Origin of the sequence: Alteromonas sp. Cnat3-28, from assembly GCF_022348265.1 — a bacterium.
Classification (GTDB): Bacteria; Pseudomonadota; Gammaproteobacteria; order Enterobacterales; family Alteromonadaceae; genus Alteromonas; species Alteromonas macleodii.
On record NZ_JAKREY010000005.1, the window covers coordinates 192,348 to 210,932 of the forward strand.

Annotated in this window: 15 protein-coding genes; 4 read left to right on the plus strand and 11 right to left on the minus strand. The window is 46.0% G+C overall.

The window, feature by feature from the left end; genetic code table 11:
• The first annotated feature begins 15 nt into the window (after nt 1–15).
• Nucleotides 16–951 carry a rhamnogalacturonan acetylesterase gene (locus tag MHM87_RS07485; protein WP_239258370.1) on the plus strand — a complete coding sequence of 312 codons (936 nt, stop codon included), beginning with the start codon at nt 16–18 and terminating at the stop codon, nt 949–951.
• A 145-nt stretch (nt 952–1,096) separates the two neighbouring features.
• Here MHM87_RS07485 and MHM87_RS07490 read toward each other — a convergent pair whose 3' ends face one another.
• The 11 genes from MHM87_RS07490 to kduD form a co-directional block, all read right to left on the minus strand.
• Nucleotides 1,097–2,068, minus strand: coding sequence for a sugar kinase (locus MHM87_RS07490; protein ID WP_014976838.1), 972 nt, complete (start codon nt 2,066–2,068; stop codon nt 1,097–1,099).
• On the minus strand, nt 2,065–2,703 hold the full coding sequence (gene eda, locus MHM87_RS07495; RefSeq protein WP_239258372.1) for a bifunctional 4-hydroxy-2-oxoglutarate aldolase/2-dehydro-3-deoxy-phosphogluconate aldolase: 639 nt from the start codon (nt 2,701–2,703) through the stop codon (nt 2,065–2,067). Before eda ends, MHM87_RS07490 begins: the two co-directional genes overlap by 4 nt.
• Complete coding sequence (locus tag MHM87_RS07500) at nt 2,703–4,244, minus strand: mannitol dehydrogenase family protein (protein ID WP_239258374.1); 1,542 nt, start codon at nt 4,242–4,244, stop codon at nt 2,703–2,705. Before MHM87_RS07500 ends, eda begins: the two co-directional genes overlap by 1 nt.
• Before the next feature lie 2 nt (nt 4,245–4,246).
• On the minus strand, nt 4,247–5,662 hold the full coding sequence (gene uxaC, locus MHM87_RS07505; protein ID WP_239258376.1) for a glucuronate isomerase: 1,416 nt from the start codon (nt 5,660–5,662) through the stop codon (nt 4,247–4,249).
• A gap of 11 nt (nt 5,663–5,673) precedes the next feature.
• Nucleotides 5,674–7,164, minus strand: coding sequence for an altronate dehydratase family protein (locus MHM87_RS07510; protein ID WP_239258378.1), 1,491 nt, complete (start codon nt 7,162–7,164; stop codon nt 5,674–5,676).
• Between the two features lie 209 nt (nt 7,165–7,373).
• Nucleotides 7,374–8,390 carry a LacI family DNA-binding transcriptional regulator gene (locus MHM87_RS07515; protein WP_014949874.1) on the minus strand — a complete coding sequence of 339 codons (1,017 nt, stop codon included), beginning with the start codon at nt 8,388–8,390 and terminating at the stop codon, nt 7,374–7,376.
• A gap of 146 nt (nt 8,391–8,536) precedes the next feature.
• Entirely contained in the window at nt 8,537–9,832 is a 1,296-nt protein-coding gene (locus MHM87_RS07520) for a TRAP transporter large permease (RefSeq protein ID WP_014949873.1), read from the minus strand.
• Nucleotides 9,832–10,317, minus strand: a complete 486-nt coding sequence (locus tag MHM87_RS07525; protein WP_014949872.1) for a TRAP transporter small permease — start codon at nt 10,315–10,317, stop codon at nt 9,832–9,834. Before MHM87_RS07525 ends, MHM87_RS07520 begins: the two co-directional genes overlap by 1 nt.
• Nucleotides 10,318–10,319: 2 nt before the next feature.
• Nucleotides 10,320–11,303, minus strand: coding sequence for a TRAP transporter substrate-binding protein (locus tag MHM87_RS07530; protein WP_075177447.1), 984 nt, complete (start codon nt 11,301–11,303; stop codon nt 10,320–10,322).
• A gap of 30 nt (nt 11,304–11,333) precedes the next feature.
• On the minus strand, nt 11,334–12,179 hold the full coding sequence (gene kduI / locus MHM87_RS07535) for a 5-dehydro-4-deoxy-D-glucuronate isomerase (protein ID WP_039225580.1): 846 nt from the start codon (nt 12,177–12,179) through the stop codon (nt 11,334–11,336).
• Nucleotides 12,180–12,237: 58 nt separating this feature from the next.
• Nucleotides 12,238–12,996 (minus strand): 2-dehydro-3-deoxy-D-gluconate 5-dehydrogenase KduD, encoded by a 759-nt coding sequence (kduD, locus tag MHM87_RS07540; protein WP_014976831.1) that lies wholly within the window; start codon nt 12,994–12,996, stop codon nt 12,238–12,240.
• 178 nt (nt 12,997–13,174) lie between these two features.
• Here kduD and MHM87_RS07545 point away from each other — a divergent pair, with 178 nt between their 5' ends.
• From MHM87_RS07545 to MHM87_RS07555, 3 genes are all read left to right on the plus strand, one after another.
• The gene (locus MHM87_RS07545) at nt 13,175–14,404 is read left to right on the plus strand and encodes a DUF4861 family protein (protein WP_239258434.1); all 1,230 of its coding nucleotides are present in this window, start codon (nt 13,175–13,177) and stop codon (nt 14,402–14,404) included.
• 451 nt (nt 14,405–14,855) lie between these two features.
• A complete protein-coding gene (locus tag MHM87_RS07550) occupies nt 14,856–16,712 on the plus strand; it encodes an alkaline phosphatase PhoX (protein ID WP_014949867.1) in 1,857 nt (618 codons plus the stop codon).
• A gap of 109 nt (nt 16,713–16,821) precedes the next feature.
• Nucleotides 16,822–18,564: a hypothetical protein gene (locus MHM87_RS07555; RefSeq protein ID WP_239258380.1), complete on the plus strand. Its 1,743-nt coding sequence runs from the start codon at nt 16,822–16,824 to the stop codon at nt 18,562–18,564.
• Nucleotides 18,565–18,585 lie beyond the last annotated feature (21 nt).

Below are 18,585 nucleotides of genomic sequence, written 5' to 3' on the forward strand. Positions count from 1 at the left end.
AAAAGGAGAAAAGGTGTGAAAAATTCAAGTAAACCCACCACAGGGAAAATATTCAACGCGCTTCGCTTCAGTCTTGCAAGCGTTTTGGCTGTATCGAGTACTTTTGCAGAGGCAGACCAGCAAGGCACGAGTACACTTCACATTAGTTACGCGGCGCAATCTAGCGCTTATGCACTTACCAGTTCGGGTTCCCAAAGTGCTTCAATCCAAAGCGCTACTAATAAAGGCAGTGAAGAGGCTGTAAAAGCTCCATCCTACAAAAAGCCGGTTACCCTACATCTAGTCGGCGACTCAACCATGTCAGACAAGCCTATGTTGTCATATCCAGAACGTGGGTGGGGGCAATTGCTTCCTGAATTCATGCTGCCTAATCTTAATATTAAAAACCACGCGGCTAACGGCAGAAGCACAAAGCGATTTGTAGATGAGGGACGCTGGCAGCTTCTGTTATCCGATCTGTCTGAAGGTGATTTTGTGGCTATTCAGTTTGGTCATAACGATCAAAAACAGTCGGATCCTGCTCGCTATGCCGACCCGGAAAATGCTTATCCAGCTTACTTGAATCAGTTTGTTCAGGATGTTGAAGCAAAAGGGGCATCAGTGATTATCGCAAGTAGTATTTGCAGGCGTCATTTCACTGAGGAAGGTGTATTAAAACGGACGTTGCTGGCGTATGCCGATGCAGCGAAGAAAGTGGCAGCACAAAATAGCGTGCCATTTATTCCTATGAACGCTTTAACTTGCGATTTTCTTGCACAGGTAGGCGAGCCTAACAGCAACCATTACTTCATTAAGGTGCCCGCCGACCTTTATGCGCGCTACCCTGAAGGCAAAACGGACGACACTCACTTGAACGTTGTGGGCGCGGCGAAAATGGCGCAAATATTCGTGCGACAGCTAAAAGCGACAGCGCACCCACTGGCAAAATACGTATATCGAGACACGTTGTAAGCTCGCATAAAAATGAAGTGGCGCGTTATTGCGGGCGTGCCGCGTCTTTTTATTGGGGGATCGCCTTTATTTTAATTAGCGTGCTTGCTTATGGTTACAATGGCAGGAAATAGAAGAGAAAAGAAAGAGGAATGTCACATACCGACTATAGCGACGGTATGTGATTAGTGAAGGCATCGCCTGATATAATGGCACCGGGGTAGGTAATCACAGTCGCTGCCACTTTTGCCCCATAGCTCGCGCTCTCGACAGGCTTTCTACCTGCAAGTCGAGCGGCCATATAACCGCCATTAAATGCATCGCCAGCAGCCGTTGTATCAACCACCTGTTCAACACGCTCAACAGGCACAATACATTGTTCTTGTTGACGGAGTATATGAACGCCAACCGCCCCGTTTTTCATCACGATTTCTTCAATCTGTTTGTCGGCTAAATAGCTAAATATTTCATCAGCATTAGTGTGGCCAAACAGCATTAAATGGTCGTCTGCACCTGGGAACGCCAAGTCTGCTTCAGCATATGCCTTACCCGTCCAGTATTTGGCATCTTCTTGAGATGACCAAAGGCGAGCTCGATAATTAGGATCAAAGGCAATCTTACTTCCTTTGGCCTTGAGGGACGAAATCAGTTCGAAAAGTGTAGCGCGCTGTTCATCATCTAAAATGGCAATAGAAATACCGCTCAAATAAAACCAGTCACAAGCAAATTCAGCGCCCTTCATAATGTTGAGCGTCTGTGTTGCTGCAGATTGGTTACGCCAATATGCAAAGGTTCTTTCACCTTCGTTGTCGTTGCGGATCATATACAGGCCAAGGTTACGCGACGACGAGCGAAACACTAAATCAGTGTTAATTTCGTGCTCACCCATTTTAAACAGCAGCTCATCGCTTAAAAAGTCTGCGCCGATCGCCGTTAAGTAACTAATGGAAGATGAAGGCAAGCAGCGTTTTAAATAAACCGCAGTGTTGTACGTGTCGCCAGCAAAGCTTTTCGCCATCAGATTATTATCTGTGTTTTCATCGCGCGTACTAACTGATGACTCACGCTGAGTGCTTCTAAGCTCTACCATGCACTCGCCAAAAATAACCATTCTTTGGTTGGTATCAACTATGCTCATGCCGCAGCCTCATCAAACAATGTTAGGCTTTGCTGACATTCCAAAGTTATAGCTTGCCAATTTTTTGCTTCAATGGCTGCCTTCGGCATCATCCATGTACCGCCTACTGCTCTTACATTGCCAAGCGAGAGATACTCATTCGCGTTGTCGCCATTAATGCCGCCGGTAGGGCAGAAGGAAACATCGCTAAATACGCTTGAAATCGCTTTAAGAAAAGGTGTTCCGCCGCTAAGACTCGCAGGAAAGAACTTCATTTCGCGAATGCCTTTTTGGTGCGCCAAAAGAATATCGGCAGGCGTAGCGACGCCCGGCAAAAAGGGTGCATTAGACGCAATCAGTGTATCGAGCAATGTCTCTGAGCTTGTGGGCGTTATCAAAAATTGCGCGCCTGCATCCAACGCTTCAAATACGTGGTTGCGATTTAACAATGTGCCCATGCCCACAACGAGTTCAGGAAACTGTTTTCTAATCGCTGACAGGGCTTCAAATGCTGCGTCGCTGCGTTTCACTACTTCTATGTTGCACAGGCCGCTATTTGCAATTGCTTCTGCTAGGTGAAGCCCCTCGTCAACAGATTTAGGCTGAATAATAGGGAGTAATGGGGCGCCTTTAAGCATGGAAAAGGTACTTTTCATCACGCGGTTCCTTTTAGTGAATCTAGCGAACTTTCTGTTAACGTAGTGGGAGCAGAACCTTGCTGACCTTCGTTGCTGTTTTCGTGCGATAAAATGCTAAGCAGCTGATTAACTTTTTCGAGCACTTTTTCTTTGAACGTAGTGTTTACCGACAGTTCAGCGAACATGGTTTCAAGAGATAGCAATTTTTTAGCAAGTTCTATTGCCTGAAAGTCTACCGATTTTGCTGTGGCCCTTAACATACTATCTAGCGGGTCGGTGATAGTTTCGTTTAAACGTGCCTTGTTGTTTACAAATAGGCACCAGGCCGCAACGGCACTGCAGAGCAAATCAATATTTCGTTTTGCTTTTAGGTTATCGCGTACTGTGTCGAGAATTCGAAATGGGATTTTCTGTGATCCATCCCAAGCAATTTGCGACAACAGGTGGCGAATATGCTTATTCTCATAGCGCTTAACAATGTCTTGTGCGTAAGCGTTCAGATCGAAGTCTTGTGTTCCGCTATCGGCATTCTCGTTATCACTGGATAGAGACGGAACAATTTCTTCTTTTAACATGGTTTGAATCAGTTGCTTTATGGCTGGGGTACGCATTGCGTCGAATACGGTTTCCTTGCCAAGCAATAACCCTATGTAGGCCAGTGTTGAATGTGTGCCGTTTAGAATGCGAAGCTTAGCTTTCTCAAAGAAGCTCACATCATGAGTAAAAGTAACGCCAACTTTATCCCAAGCAGGTCGTGGGCCAGAAAAATTATCTTCAACCACCCATTGCGTAAAAGCCTCACGCTGAATAGGCCAGTTGTCAGTTAAGCCCAGCTCAGCGGCAACGTTGGCTTTAAAGCTGTCTTCAGTTGCCGGCGTAATACTGTCAACCATAGTGCAGGGGAAGGCGATGTTCTCGCTGATCCATTGGCCGAGTGATTCGTCCGTTTTATTGGCGAACTCGGTCACCGCTTTTTGCAGCTTTTTACCGTTGTCTGACACGTTGTCACAGCTGATAATGGTAATATCTGCATAGCCTGCCTGCTTACGTTGTGCTAGCGCTTGCACAATTAGGCCAACTGCACTTACCGGTGTTTCTGGCGTGACTAAATCAGCTTTAATATCCGGATGATCAGTATCTAGATGACCTTGCGCATTAAGGCAATAGCCCTTTTCTGTCACGGTAAGCATCACAATTTTAGTTTGCTTGTTTACCAGCGCAGCAACAATGTCTTCACGATCATGTGCTAGTGTAGAAAGGGTTTTAATTGCGCCGATAATGTGGGTTTCAGGCTCGTTATCAACAATACACAACGCATAGAGATTATCTTGTGTACTCAACGCTTCTTTAAGAGATGCGCTGCGCATTGACACACCGTGAATGCGCCAGTCACCGCCATAAGCCAGCGCCATTTCGGTATAATACGCTTGGTGCGCACGGTGAAAGGCGCCTGGACCAATATGCACAATGCCACAACCGGTTGCTTCCAGATCGTAATTTGGTTTACTTACGCTGTCACTTAAAAGAGGTAGCGTTGCAATTGATAACGGCTTTGTCATGATTACCCCAGTTTGTACGCTTGTTTAGCAAAATCATAAGTTAGTTTTCTTGCAATGCTGGCCGCTTCTGTTTCACTGATGCGGTGCTCCACAACTAACTGTGCAAGGAAGCGACAATCAATGCGTCTGGCAACATCGTGACGTGCAGGAATAGACAAGAACGCGCGCGTATCGTCATTAAAACCAACAGTATTGAAGAAACCTGCGGTTTCTGTCACTTGATGTCTAAAGCGCAACATGCCTTCAGGGCTATCGTGGAACCACCAAGAAGGACCAAGTTTCAGGCAAGGGTAGTGACCTGCAAGTGGTGCTAATTCACGGCTGTACGTGGTTTCATCTAATGTAAATAGAATAATGTCGAGGTTAGGCTCGTTACCGTATTTACCGAGTAACGGGCGAAGCGCTTTAACAAAATCTGTTTGCATTGGAATGTCGTGGCCTTTATCGCGACCAAACTGTGTAAAGAGCTGACTGTTGTGGTTTCTAAACGAACCAGGGTGAATTTGCATCACCATGCCGTCTTCTACACTCATTCCCGCTAATTCGGTAAGCATTTGCGCTCTAAATAGCTCTTGCTCTTCAGGGTTACTGTTTCCACTTCTTACTTTATCGAATAAAGCAATACACTCAGCTTCACTTAAATCAGCTGTGTTCGCCGTTGGGTGTCCGTGATCTGTTGCTGTTGCACCGTGTTCTCTAAAGACGGCACGTCGTGCACGAATTGCGTTCAGGTAGCCCTGCCAGGTTGCAGTGTCTTCACCGGTGAGCTCACCAAGTTTCTCAATGTTTGAAACAATATCTTCGCGTGAAGCATCGACTACATCATCAGGTCTAAAGGTGGTGATAACCCGCTTTGCCCACGGTGTATCTTTAATCGCTGCGTGATGGGGAAGGGCATCAAGCGCGCCTTCGGTGGTAGCAATCACTTCAATATTGAAGCGGTCCATCAGTGCACGGGGTTTAAAGTCATCCCCTTGAAGCTGCGCAGTGATGTGGTCGTAATAATGCGTTGCGTTGTCGCTACACAACATCTCTCGCAAACCAAATACATCGTGAAATACAGTGTCTAACCACAAACGCGATGGTGTGGCAGCAAATAGATGATAGTTATCTGCCAGAAGTTTCCAGATTTTACGTGGATCCTTTTCCGTTTCGCCGCCGTCCCAACGTGGCACACCAATATCGGTTAATTTAATACCTTGGCTATACAGCATTCTGAACACATAGTGATCAGGGGTGATAAACAACTCGGTTGCATTGGTGAAATTATTGTTTTGTGCAAACCAACGTGGGTCAGTATGGCCATGTGGACTTATGATAGGGAGATCTCGAATTTCCTTATACAGCGCCTTTGCAACACTTCGGGTTGCTTCATCGGCAGGAAAAAGTCTATCTTCATGTAATAATATCGATTCCATAACGCTCTCTTTTAGAGGGTGACGCCACGTTTCCAAATAGCAATCTCATGGCTGCCATTCTTCTCGTTGCAGGTTTGTTGACCAGATGCCACTGCCAAACAATGTTGGAGTAGCGCTTCGGCACACTTATCGATAGATACGCCTTCCAGAACTTGTCCAGCGTTAAAATCTATCCAATGTGGCTTCTTATTAGCGATATCTGAATTTGACGATATCTTGACTGTGGGTACAGGAAAACCAAGGGGCGTGCCTCGGCCTGTGGTGAATAAAACGATATGTGCCCCCGATGCTGCCAACGCCGTTGAACTAACGGCATCGTTACCAGGTGCTTGTAATAAACTTAAGCCTTTATCTTGCTTGGGCTCGCCATACTGCAAGATGGACTGAATAGTAGACGTTCCACCTTTTTGAACCGCGCCGAGAGACTTTTCCTCTAGCGTGGTTAAACCGCCTGCCTTATTGCCTGGAGACGGGTTTTCGTAAATAGGTTGGTTGTGGGCGATAAAGTAGTTCTTAAACTCATCAATCAGCGAGTTAAACGCCGCAAATACGTCTTTGTTTTTAGCGCGATTCATTAAGAGCTGTTCGGCACCAAACATTTCTGGCGTTTCGGTTAAAATGACCGAGCCACCTAGATTACACATTAAATCGGTAACACGCCCTACTGTTGGGTTGGCAGTAATACCGCTAAAAGCGTCGCTACCACCACACTTCATGCCCAACGTTAATTCGCTAGCGTCGATAGGCTCACGTTTGTCATTAGCCATTACTTTTAACAAGTCATAAACCGCATTGACGCCTTCTTCTAACTCATCTACCACTTCTTGTGCGTTGTAGAAGCGAACCCGATTTGCCGGTTTATCAACGTGAGGCAGTAAACTCTTAAGCTGATTGTTTTCGCAACCCAAGCCTACAATTAACACCGCACCAGCGTTCGGGTGAGATGCGAGAGAGGCTAAGATAGTGCGCGTGTCATCTAAATCATCGCCCAGCTGAGAACAGCCAAAAGGGTGGGTAAATGCGCGGAACCCGTCGCACTCGCTAGCGAAACGGCGATTACATTCGTTGGCAATACGGTCTGCTGTTCGATTTACGCAGCCTACGGTATTGATGATCCATACTTCATTGCGAATACCCACTTTTCCATTTTCTCTTCTGTAGCCCATGAACTGTAACCCAGAAGTAAGATGGTTTTGTTTTGAAGCGGTATTTGACGGCGCGTAAACGTATTGTTCAGTGCCTTTTAACTTAGTCTTTGCGTTATGGCTGTGAACATGTTCACCAGCATTAATTTGGCTTGTTGCAGCACCAATGCTGAAACCATATTTTACGATGTCGCCACCGTCTGACAGGGTAACTAAGGCAACTTTATGGCCAGCAGGAATGTCTTGGCTAACTGTAATGTCATATTCAGCGATGTAAGTGCCAGCCACGATAGGGCAGGTTGCAACCGCAACGTTATCGTTATTATGCACTTTAACTAGTTGTGTTTTAACGTCCATTACAAGTCCTGCTTTATCTTTACGGCTTATTTAACTGCTAAGCGTTGTTTAATAAGCACTGTGTATTTAAAAAGAGCGATAGATTAGAAAACGTTGCTTTTTACGCTCTGTTTACAAATTGTTTATTTTTAACATTCTTTTTTATTGTCGTGCCACCGGTGGCATAATAGGTCGAAAAAGAAGTGTTAGCAACACTTCATTGTAAAAAATCACACTTTTTTGATTGAATCGCGAATAATTAGGTGAGGTTTGACCAGATACGTTTCGGTTTCACTAACTTCACTGCCTTCGATGTGCGCGATGATTTTACGCGCTGCAATAGCTGCCATATCGCCAACGGGACGTTGAACAGTAGTAAGGGCAGGGATTACACGGGCAGCAAGTAGGTTGTCATCGAACCCCGCGACGGATAGTTCGTCAGGTACGGTTATTCCCATTTCATGAGCCACTTTCAATACGCCTGCTGCCATTTCATCGTTGTTTGCAAAAATAGCTTTAACTCGTGGTGACTGAATAAGCAATTGACGTGCGCATTCTATACCGCTTTCGAAGCTGTTTTTACCCTCAATTACCCTGTTTTTAGGTACATCGACACCTAGGCCGTTAAGCGTTTCAACAAAGCCTTCCAAACGCTCTTTTGAGGAATAATACTGTTGCGGACCGCTGATGATACCAATGTCTTTATGACCTAGTGAAACCATATAGCGCGCTAAATCACTTAAAGCAGCTCTGTCGTCACTCACTACGATATTTTGATGGTCATCTAAATCTACTGACGCCATTCGCACATAGTTAATGCTCTTTTGTTGCAGCGCGTCGGCTAATAACTTCGATTCGGATACCGGTGGCAATATAATGACACCATCTATGTTTGAACGACGTACAAAGTTAATACAGTCTTCTACAAAACCTTCGGCATTATAACTACAAGGGTGTACAACTAACTCATAACCCTTTTGAGAACATATGCTTAACACGCCTCTTTGTACTTGGTCTATATACAAGGCATCGGGGTTGTCATAAATCAAGCCTATCAAGTAAGAGCGGCTAGTACTTAAACCACGCGCTTGCTTGTCAGGGGCAAACCCCGTTTCTTGAATGACCGCTTCAATGCGCTCACGTGTTGCTTTTCCCACATTGGTCGCACCGTTAATGACGCGTGACACGGTACGTTTTGATACACCTGCTAGGGCTGCAACATCATTGATAGTCGGGCGCTTGTTCATAATTCTCTGTTTTTCCGCGCTATTATGTCGTTACTTCCGATATTACCATACAAATACGGGCAATATGTTTTTGTTACTTAAAAGTGAAAGTTCGTGTGATCAAACTCCGCCTGACCACACTTTTCAGTTTTGATGATTCTACCTTACTAAAATCCTAGTGCTCGTGGTAGCGCTTCGCTGAACCATGCGACATACGTAACTAGCATAAGAACGACAAACATAGCCACATATAAAGGTATGAGCGGTCGAATGATGTTCTCAAGTTTGGTTTTGGCAATGGCACAGGTAATGAAAAGTACGGCGCCGACGGGCGGTGAGCACAATCCAATAGACAGGTTGAGTACGAGCATGATGCCGAATTGCAGTTCGCTCATTCCAAGTTCTAAGGCCACCGGCAAAAATATGGGCGTAAAAATAAGTACGGCAGGTGTCATATCCAAGAATGCACCAACTACGATAAGCAATAGGTTGATTAAGAGAAGAATAAGTAATGGGTTATCGCTTATCGACAACAGTGCGTTACTTAAGGTTTGCGGAATGTTCTCAAACGACAATAGCCAAGACATCGCCGTTGAGGCCGCGATAAGCAGCATTACAATTGCCGTCGTTTCTGCCGCCTTCAAGAAAATATCAGGTAGGGCTTTCGCATCCACTTCTTTATAAAACACCACAGCTAACAGCAATGAGTAAACCACCGCAATGGCACCAGCTTCGGTAGCGGTAAAAACGCCGCCCACAATGCCGCCAATCACTAAGAATATGAGGAATAGGGAAGGGAGTGCTGCGATAGTTTTTTCGACAACTACTTTAATAGGAAGTCGCGGCGATAGGGGGTATCCCTTCATTTTTGCGTAGATAAAGCACACCAGCATGAGCGCTAGACCCACCATAATTCCTGGAATATAGCCAGCCATAAAAAGGGCGGCGATGGATACGCCACCGCTAGCGATTGCGTATACAATTAAGATATTACTTGGTGGAATTAACATTCCCGTAGTTGATGCAGCGGCAGTGACCGCTGCGCTAAAATTCGGCTCGTAGCCCGCTTTTTTCATTTCGGGCAACATGAAGCTGCCAATAGCAGACGTAGTCGCTACCGCAGACCCTGAAATTGCACCAAAAAGCATGCAGGAAACGACGTTCACCAAGGCTAAACCACCGGGAAGCGCACCAATAAGCGCCATTGCACATTCAATTAATCGCTTGGCTATCCCGCCGCGTCCCATGATAAGGCCAGATAAAACAAAAAATGGGATTGCCAAGAGCGCAAAGCTATTCAGACCACCTGCCATACGCTGGGCAATAGTAATGGTAGCCGGAGCAATGTCCATGCTCATTACCATAGCAAGCAGCGTGGCTACACCAATGCTGATTGAAATAGGAACATTTAAAAGAAGGAGTACAAAAAAGGCGACGACTAAGATAATACCGGTCAGTTCCATTACGCTGACTCCTTATTGTTGTTTCGCCAAAGTGCAGTAATGTTAACCAGTGCATAGGCAATGATAAGGCCTCCAGATAAGGGAAGCACGCTATAGATAAAGCCCATTTTCACACCTAGCGCTGCTGAGATTTGCTCTAGCTCTAATGTAAGAGACACTAGTTCAGCGCCGCCGTAAACCATCACCAAAACACAGAAGATAATGACAATGACTTCAACGCAGGTAAGTAGAAGGCGTTTCACTTTACGAGACTGACGCTCAACAATTAAGTTGAATCCCAAATGCGCGTTTTGGCGATAGGCGTAGGCCGCACCTAAGATGCCTATCCAAATAAGTATGAACCTAGACAACTCTTCGGTGACCGAAGCGGGGTCTTTAAGTACGTAACGTGAGACCACTTGCCAAATTACGGTAAGTAAAATACTTACCATGGCAATAATAAGGGTGCCGGCTAAGGCTTTATCGATGAGGCGTATTATTGTCATTGTTACATCGCTTTTATTTGCGTAATTAAGTCGCCAATTGGCGTGTCTTCAAAGCTCTTATGAAAAGGCTTTACCGCTTCGACGAAAGGCGCTTTATCAGGCGTAATAACTGTGACGCCTTCGGCTTTTACCTTTTCTAAAGAGGCTTGCGTAGATGTTTTCCAAAGTTCGCGTTGGTATTCAACAGAGTCTTCCATTGCTTTGGTTAGCCACGTTCGCTGCTGTTCATTCAAACTTTCCCATACCGGCAGCGATGCCAGCATGACGTCTGGAACACTGGTATGCTCGTCAAGACTGTAGTAACGGGCAATTTCATAATGACGTGAAAGGTAGTAGCTGGGCGGGTTATTCTCTGCGCCGTCTACAACGCCTTGCTGAAGCGCAGTGTACAGTTCTCCCCAGGCAACGGGGGTTGCAGCTCCTCCAAGTGCGCGAACTGTTGCTACTGCAGTAGGGCTGTTCAATACGCGAATTTTGAGCCCGTTCAGATCGCTTGGTGTTTCTATTGGTTTATCGTTGGTGTAAAAACTACGGCTTCCCGCATCGTAATAGCCGAGACCTTTAAGTCGGAAGTCTTCAACACCAGATAGCAACTCATCGCCTAAATCGCTGTTTAATACACGCCAGAAGTGTTCGTTATCGCGGAAAATGTAAGGAATGCTAAAAATCTTCATTTCGGGAGCAAACCCTTCCAAAGGACTTGCCGACACCTTAGTCATGGCGAGTGAGCCAATCTGCAGCAGTTCTACCATCTCCCTCTCGGTTCCCAGCTGGCTGCTCGGGTAAATAACCACACTCATTGTACCGTCAGAATAGTAATCTAGGCGCTCTCCAAGATATTCCATTGCTTTATGTACTGAGTGTTGAGTGTCCAACGTATGCCCCAAGCGCAATACGGTGACTTCGCCTTGCAGTTCATTTTGCGAACACGCCGAGGTTAGCAACAGGGCCGTGGCTGACAGTGTGAGTTTTATATACCGCAACATAATCATTACACCTAATTAGAGCAGGGCTGCTTAACGCAACTGTGAAGGCGGAAACTTATCCATATCATCGTAATCCAGGTTTTCACCTGCCATTCCCCAGATAAATGCATAGCTTCCAGTACCTACACCACAATGAATGGACCAAGGTGGCGATACCACGGCTTCTTCATTTGCTACAAAAATATGGCGAGTTTCGTGAGGTTCGCCCATGAAGTGACATACGCGGCTTTCGCTATCCATATCAAAGTAAAAGTACACTTCATTGCGTCGGTCATGTTGATGAGCTGGCATGGTGTTCCAGACGGAGCCTGTGTGCAGACGCGTTAGTCCCATTTGAAGCTGACAAGTATCGACAACAGTATTGATAAGTAACTGTTTGATATCACGCTTGTTGGAGGTTTCCTGACTGCCTAAGTGAAGGATGTTTGCATCTGTGCTGCCTATTTTTTTGCAGGGATAGGCGTGGTGAGCCGGCGCCGAGTTTAAGTAATATTTGGCAGGATTGGACGCATTGTCCGACTCAAAAATGACTTCTTCATTGCCTTGTCCGATGTACAAGGCCTCTTCATTATCTAGGTGATAAGTGGTACCTGAAACAGTAATGGTTCCAGGCCCGCCGATATTAATTACACCGACTTCGCGACGGGCGGTAAAGAACGGCATCTTTAACTGATCTTCAATGGTTTCTAGCGTTAGCGCTGACGTTGTCGGTACGGCACTTCCAAGCATAAAGCGTTCGTAGTGGGTGTATATCCATACGACTTCACCTTGTGTCATTAGGGTGTCGACTAAAAACGCGTCACGCAATTCTTGCGTGTTGTAAGCATTGGCCTCTTTACGACCGATAGCATATCGGGTGTCTATTTTCTTGCTCATGTCTTTTCTATCGCTCATGCTTTTTTTGTCGCTCATGGCTGTATCCCCCGTTCGTTAATTAACGTGCTAGAAAGCCGCCGTCGACAGCAAGGATATGGCCGTTTACGTAATTGCTTGCTGCGCTCGCAAGAAATACCGCCGCACCTGCTAAATCATCACTTTCCCCCCAGCGATTAGCTGGAATGCGGGCACAAATTTCAGCACTGCGCGTTTCATCATCTTGCAGTGCTTGGGTGTTATCGGTTTTGATGTAACCTGGCGCAATTGCGTTCACCTGCACATTATATTGGCCCCATTCGTTTGCTAGCGCTTTCGTAAGACCCGCAATGGCGTGTTTACTCGCGGTGTAGGCAGGAACGGTGATGCCACCTGTATAACTTAACATTGATGCAATATTGATGATTTTGCCTTGTCCCCGTTCTACCATCGTCTTGCCAATAGTTTGGCTAAGTAGGAAAGCTGAATCGATGTTGACAGCAAGCACGTTTTTCCACTCGTCAAAAGGAAAGTCGGTTGCTGGTGCTCTGAAAATAGTGCCGCCGTTATTCAGCAAGATGTCGATGTGTCCTTTAATGCTTAACGCATCTTCAGCAAGTTTAACTACCGCGTCGGCATCAGCGAGGTCGGCATCTAATGCCATGGCTTGACCACCTTCACTTTGAATTTTACGTAGTGTCTCGTCACATCCACCTGGTCGAGAACTGGCGCAGATGACGAAGGCGCCAGAAGTGGCGAGTGCTAAAGCAAGCGCTTGGCCTATACCTCGACTTGCTCCGGTCACTAATGCGGTTTTACCTTCTAGGCTAAAGTTGACCATGTAATTTACCTTTCACTAAATGGTTCATGGGTATGACGAATTTTATCGACATACTAAATTGAAAAATCTCGTTAACAAAATTTAAAATAATTGCCACCGGTGGCATTTGTCAATATATTGTTTATAAATATCGTTAATTAGTTAAATGCGTTAACAACCGATGGAGAGCATAAAAGTGATGAAATTTAGTAAGATAGGTCTAATTTTGGTGCCATTATTGGCAAGTTGCTCACAAGGGGATATAAATTCGGCTTTGTCTGTTAAGGTCAAAAATTCGGCAGACGGAGGTAGCGGCGATCAAATTTTCGAAGTATCTCTGCCCCCGCAATATTCGGGGTGGAAGTTAAAGCAATATCCGTCAGAATGGATAGAGAATAGCGAAGGGCAAGCGGTGTTACTAGGTGCAGCATCCATTGCGCCAGGAAGTAGTGCGTCATTGGAACTTATGCCACCTGAGCAAGCTACGAATGTTAACCTTAAAGACCGGGCGCACGCTGAACTTTCCGTAAGAACAGGAGGAGAGTGGCAAGACGCAGTATATAGCGCTGAGGGTTTTTCTTTTGAAGAAGTTACCTCATTCACATCGCCTCCGCAATTGACCGATCATTCTTACTTTTTGCGTTACGAAGGACCAGGCTGGGAGTCTGATCAAATGGGCTATCGCCTTTATCTTGATTGGCGTAACGCTATTGATGTCTTTGTTAAAGCGAACGACAGTGTAGTATTACCTGAGGTGGGGCAAGACGGCTACGATAGCTATCATAATTTATCTTCGTGGGGTGGAGACGCGCTTAAAGTTGGTAAATCGTTGGGCGTGGGTGCGCTAGGTCGATTAACAGAACAAGAAACCCAAGACTCCTCAACGCAGACAGTTATGCACTTTCAGCATGTAGAGAATACGCAATACCAATTAGTCTCGAATTCTCAGTTGCGGGCTGAGTTCGAGGTTGGCTACGAAGGGTGGTCATCGTCTGATGCGAAAGCGGACAGCATCGACGTTACCACGCACTATCGAATTGATGCGTTTGACCCCACCACCCACATCAGCGTTTCTGTATCAGAGCCATCGGATAATATTGTCGCAGGTCTAGTGGCGCATGATGGAATGCAGGTGATTAAAGCCGAGCGTGGTGAGTGGGGCGTTGTAGCGACTTGGGGAACGCAAAGTATCTTGGCAGATAATGACAACTTAGGATTGGCCGTTGTTTATCGATTAGATCAGGTCGAAAAGGTATTCGAAGGTGAACATGACCACCTTGTATTGTTCAAACCTTTAACCGCTTTAGATTATAAAATTCTCGCGGTTTGGCCTGAGCGCAGTAGTGATGTACAAACTGCAAAGCAGTTTGAAGATTATCTGGTTAATAAATTAAAGATGTATAATCATCCTCTTACCGTCTTAAACTAAGTAATACTTAGCGACAAGGCTAGCGGGCCGTAGCGAAATGCGTAGCCCGTTAGCTTATATTATGTCTTTCTCTAATTGCCTTCTCCAACTACCCTCTTTTTCCATTTTAGCCCATCCAACTTTCAAGCAGTTATGTCCTTTTGTGTTCACGGGCACAAAGCTCTGACCAGTATTGTGAAACAAAAAATTCATAAACTGACTGAGTGGTTTAGGTTTTCTTGATTGAGCATTCAATAATCCCAATGATTACAGCGCCTTCGTAAATCTTCGCATTTGTTTTATTCGTTTTTTCAGACCCTTGTGTCAATAAAGCTTCATTTTGGTGTCAATTCACTGTCACCGGAATGTCACAAATGTCCTCCAGACTTTCGCCCGCTAAGACCGTTTACTGAGGTGAGTCTTCTGCTTACCTCCACTCAACATCGAAAACAAGTATAAGCAAGGAACTATAATGAAAAGCGAAACTCTTCGTGGAATTAAGTATTCAGCGATAGCACTGGCTGTAACACTAGGGATGACTGCCTGTTCACTGGAAGGTGACGATGGCGAAGACGGTGTACAAGGCCCTGTAGGTGAGCAAGGCCCAGTAGGAGATCAGGGCCCGGTGGGCGACCAAGGTCCTCAAGGTGATAGTGCAGGTACGCTAACACGTATCGCTACGGTTCCACTTGGTGCAGAAGTGACCGGTATATTCTTAACGGACGAAGGCGATTTATTTTTTAACGTTCAGCACCCGTCTGGCACTAATGCGGCGACAACCAGTGTAAATGCAATGCCTATCAACACCGGTACAGTGGGCGTGCTTGCAGGTGCTAACTTCAACAATCTGCCAGTAACATTACCAAATTCACCTGTACCAAGCTCAGATGAAGAAAAAGAGCTGGTGGTTTCTGCCATTGGTCAATATCAAGTACTCGGACAAACGGGCGACACTTTCGGTACTGACCTACCAGAAGGCTTAGGTCACATCTACACGTTGGATGGCGAAGAGTTGGTTCTTGAAAATGACATGCCTGATTTTAACGGCTTTATCTCAACCGCCGAAGGCGAAGGTTACCTTTTCTCGAACTGGGAAGAACTTCCTGGCGGTATGAGCCGCATGAAAGTTGAAAAAGACGAGTTTGGTATGTGGGAAGTAACTGAAGCCATGATGCTGGATTTCTCACCAGTATGGGGAACGGCGGCAAACTGCTTTGGTTCAATGTCACCTTGGGGTACACCGCTTACTTCAGAAGAGTGGGTGGTTGATTCGGCGGTGGATACGACAACATCACCAAGCTGGAATAACCCAGAGGCCGTTTCTACAGATGCGCGCTTAGGTCGTATGTGGCAAATGACGGCGCCAGATGCGCCAAACCCGTACAACTATGGCTACATTGCGGAAGTAACAGAGCCGTTGGCTGATGAGCCGGTTATTGTTAAGCATTTCGCCATGGGCCGTTACGAGCATGAGAACTCAACGGTCATGCCTGACGGCAAAACGGTTTACCTTTCTCAAGATGATACGGGTGGCGTACTGTTTAAGTTTGTCGCAGACACAGCTGAAGACTTATCGGCAGGTACACTTTACGGCGCTAAGCTCACTCAGGACGCAGGTCAGAATGATCCTGCGACAACTGGTTTTGCGGTTGAATGGGTGGAATTAGCTAGCGGTGATAACCTGACTATTCGCGCGTGGATTGATGAATACAATGGTATTGGTACCGACGATTACGTGGATGGACAAAGTTCTTACATTACTATGGCCGACGTTCAAGCATGGGCTGATGGCGATGCGACCTATCCAACGGTAGAGGAAGGTGGCTCTAGCGTAACAGCAGGACAGCCAATGGATAACCGCGTAGCGTTCTTAGAGAGTCGTGCAGCGGCCCGTCTTAAAGGGGCTACCGCAGAGTGGAGAAAACTGGAAGGTATCTCAATCAACCAGAAACGCGCAAAGGAAGCGGTTGAAGGTGTAGATACTATCGAAGGTGAAGTGGTACAGAATGCATACCTTTACATCGGCATCGCTGATATCGACAACACAATGATTGACGGTGAAGGCGATATGCAGCTTTCAGCCCGCGTTAAAGACTGTGGTGGCGTTTATCGTGCCAAGCTTGAAGAAGGCTATAACATCTCTCGTATTGAACCTGTGGTGATGGGCGGTACGTACCGTTCAAGCCTAACTGGCGCCGAGCGTTGTGACGTTGAACAGCTTTCTCAACCAGATAACGTAGTGGTGATGAACGACGGCCGTATTCTGATCGGTGAAGACGGTTTCCAAGAAAACAATACGCTGTGGATGTATGAGCCAGCAGATAAGTAAGTTTTCTTTTTAATTTAAAAATACTCCGGGTACCTAGGGCCTGTTAACCTTTGGTGTACAACAAAGGTCAACAGGCCCTACGTACCCGGATTTTTCCGTTGTGACGATTATGAAAATGTTAAAAATAACTTCAGGTGTAGGCATTCTGCTTTCACTACTTATCGGTGCAGGATGCACTGATAACACGGGTACTGACGTGAACAATCAGTCAAACTATGAGCAAAACTCAACAAGCTTTACAGTTGACACACAACTGCCTACTTCTACTCACGAAAAGACCGACAGCACCCACGCTTATCCTTATCAAGAAGGCGATGCTATTCCCGCTCTGGCATATATTGAACACGATGAAGTGTATAACCCTGAATCGGTTATTCCTCCCCAGTGTTACACCAAAACAGAAGGTGTTAACAACCCATGTTATGCATGCCACCAAAGTTACGATTCAATGGAAAAGCGTCCTAATCAAATGGGCGATGGCACGTTACAGGGCAACTACGAATTTTCTGACGTAGGGTTAACAAACAGCTGGAAAAACCTGTTTATTGACCGTACATCACTAATTGCGAGCATTGATGATGCCACGATTAAAAAATATATAGCGCAAGACAACTACACCGCTTCGCTTAACAATGACGCCATGCCAGACTACATGCGTATTGAAAATTTGAGCGCCGCTGACAAGGCATTTGATGGCGACGGGTTTGCTAAAGATGGCAGTGGATGGGTGTCGTATAATTACAAGCCTTTCCCAAGTACTTTTTGGCCGACTAACGGGTCAACTGGCGATGCTATGATCAGGCTTCCTGAAAGCTTTCAAACGCTAAAAGGCAAGCATAATAAGACTATCTATACATTGAACCTAAGCTTGGTTGAAATGGCACTTAAAGAGCTGGATACGTTGACTGTGGCGCCGGTCAACGAATTAGCGTTGAACCTTGACGTAAACCAAGACGGAAAACTCACCAATTCAGTGACTGAAATCGCTCGTTTGTCGCATTATGTTGGCGACGCAAGCAATGTTCCGCTAGCGCACATGCTTTACCCCGAAGGTACAGAATTCTTACATACCGTGCGCTACATTGGCGTGGATGAAAACGGGAATATTTATAACGCGCCGCGTATGAAGGAAGTGCGCTACATGAAAAAGCATATGTTCAGAAGCAGAGAAAGCTTAGCATCTGCCTATTATGCGGAAGCAAAAGATAAGCATTTTGAAAAGCTGCCTCAAACCCGCTACTTAGGTGAAAAAGGAATAGACAACGGCTTTGGCTGGACAATTAATGGCTTCATTGAAAATGAGCAGGGCGAACTTCGTGCACAGCACGCTCAAGAGCTTGCGTTTTGTAACGGCTGTCACAAAACAGTAGGGTCAACCTTTGACCAAACATTTTCATTTGCACGGAAAGTTCCCGGACAAGCGGGGTGGGGCTATATAGACCTGCGTGAAATTGAAGATGTGCCAAATATCAACGAGGAAAAAGGCGAGTTCCTTACTTATATGGAGCGCGTGGGCGGTGGCGATGAGTTCCGTCAAAACGGAGAAATGCTGGCCAAATGGTTTGATGAAAAAGGCATGGTCAAGGTGGAAGAAGTGCAGCGTGCCAAGTCAGTGTACGACATCATTACTCCTTCACCAGAGCGCGCGTATGCGTTGAACAAAGCGTATTTGACCATAGTGAAAGAGCAAAGCTATTTGTTCGGTCGCGACGCAACGCTGACTAAGGCGACTAATGTGTTAAGCACTATTGATGCCGAACAGCCACCGCTTAAGCCTGAACATCGTTTCAAGTGGGATATGCGACTTAACTGGCAACAAGAAAAGCCAAGCGCCATTGCAGAAGCTCGGTAGCGCTTGTTTATTTAGAAGATA

Bases quoted from the DNA above. Each gene is read 5' to 3' on its own strand.
- MHM87_RS07500 (WP_239258374.1), bottom strand. From the start codon at position 4,244: ATGACAAAGCCGTTATCAATTGCAACGCTACCTCTTTTAAGTGACAGC.
- MHM87_RS07490 (WP_014976838.1), bottom strand. From the start codon at position 2,068: ATGAGCATAGTTGATACCAACCAAAGAATGGTTATTTTTGGCGAGTGC.
- MHM87_RS07525 (WP_014949872.1), bottom strand. From the start codon at position 10,317: ATGACAATAATACGCCTCATCGATAAAGCCTTAGCCGGCACCCTTATT.
- uxaC (WP_239258376.1), bottom strand. From the start codon at position 5,662: ATGGAATCGATATTATTACATGAAGATAGACTTTTTCCTGCCGATGAA.
- MHM87_RS07555 (WP_239258380.1), top strand. From the start codon at position 16,822: ATGAAAATGTTAAAAATAACTTCAGGTGTAGGCATTCTGCTTTCACTA.
- kduD (WP_014976831.1), bottom strand. From the start codon at position 12,996: ATGGTCAACTTTAGCCTAGAAGGTAAAACCGCATTAGTGACCGGAGCA.
- MHM87_RS07545 (WP_239258434.1), top strand. From the start codon at position 13,175: ATGAAATTTAGTAAGATAGGTCTAATTTTGGTGCCATTATTGGCAAGT.
- MHM87_RS07520 (WP_014949873.1), bottom strand. From the start codon at position 9,832: ATGGAACTGACCGGTATTATCTTAGTCGTCGCCTTTTTTGTACTCCTT.
- MHM87_RS07515 (WP_014949874.1), bottom strand. From the start codon at position 8,390: ATGAACAAGCGCCCGACTATCAATGATGTTGCAGCCCTAGCAGGTGTA.
- eda (WP_239258372.1), bottom strand. From the start codon at position 2,703: ATGAAAAGTACCTTTTCCATGCTTAAAGGCGCCCCATTACTCCCTATT.
- MHM87_RS07530 (WP_075177447.1), bottom strand. From the start codon at position 11,303: ATGTTGCGGTATATAAAACTCACACTGTCAGCCACGGCCCTGTTGCTA.
- MHM87_RS07510 (WP_239258378.1), bottom strand. From the start codon at position 7,164: ATGGACGTTAAAACACAACTAGTTAAAGTGCATAATAACGATAACGTT.
- kduI (WP_039225580.1), bottom strand. From the start codon at position 12,179: ATGAGCAAGAAAATAGACACCCGATATGCTATCGGTCGTAAAGAGGCC.
- MHM87_RS07550 (WP_014949867.1), top strand. From the start codon at position 14,856: ATGAAAAGCGAAACTCTTCGTGGAATTAAGTATTCAGCGATAGCACTG.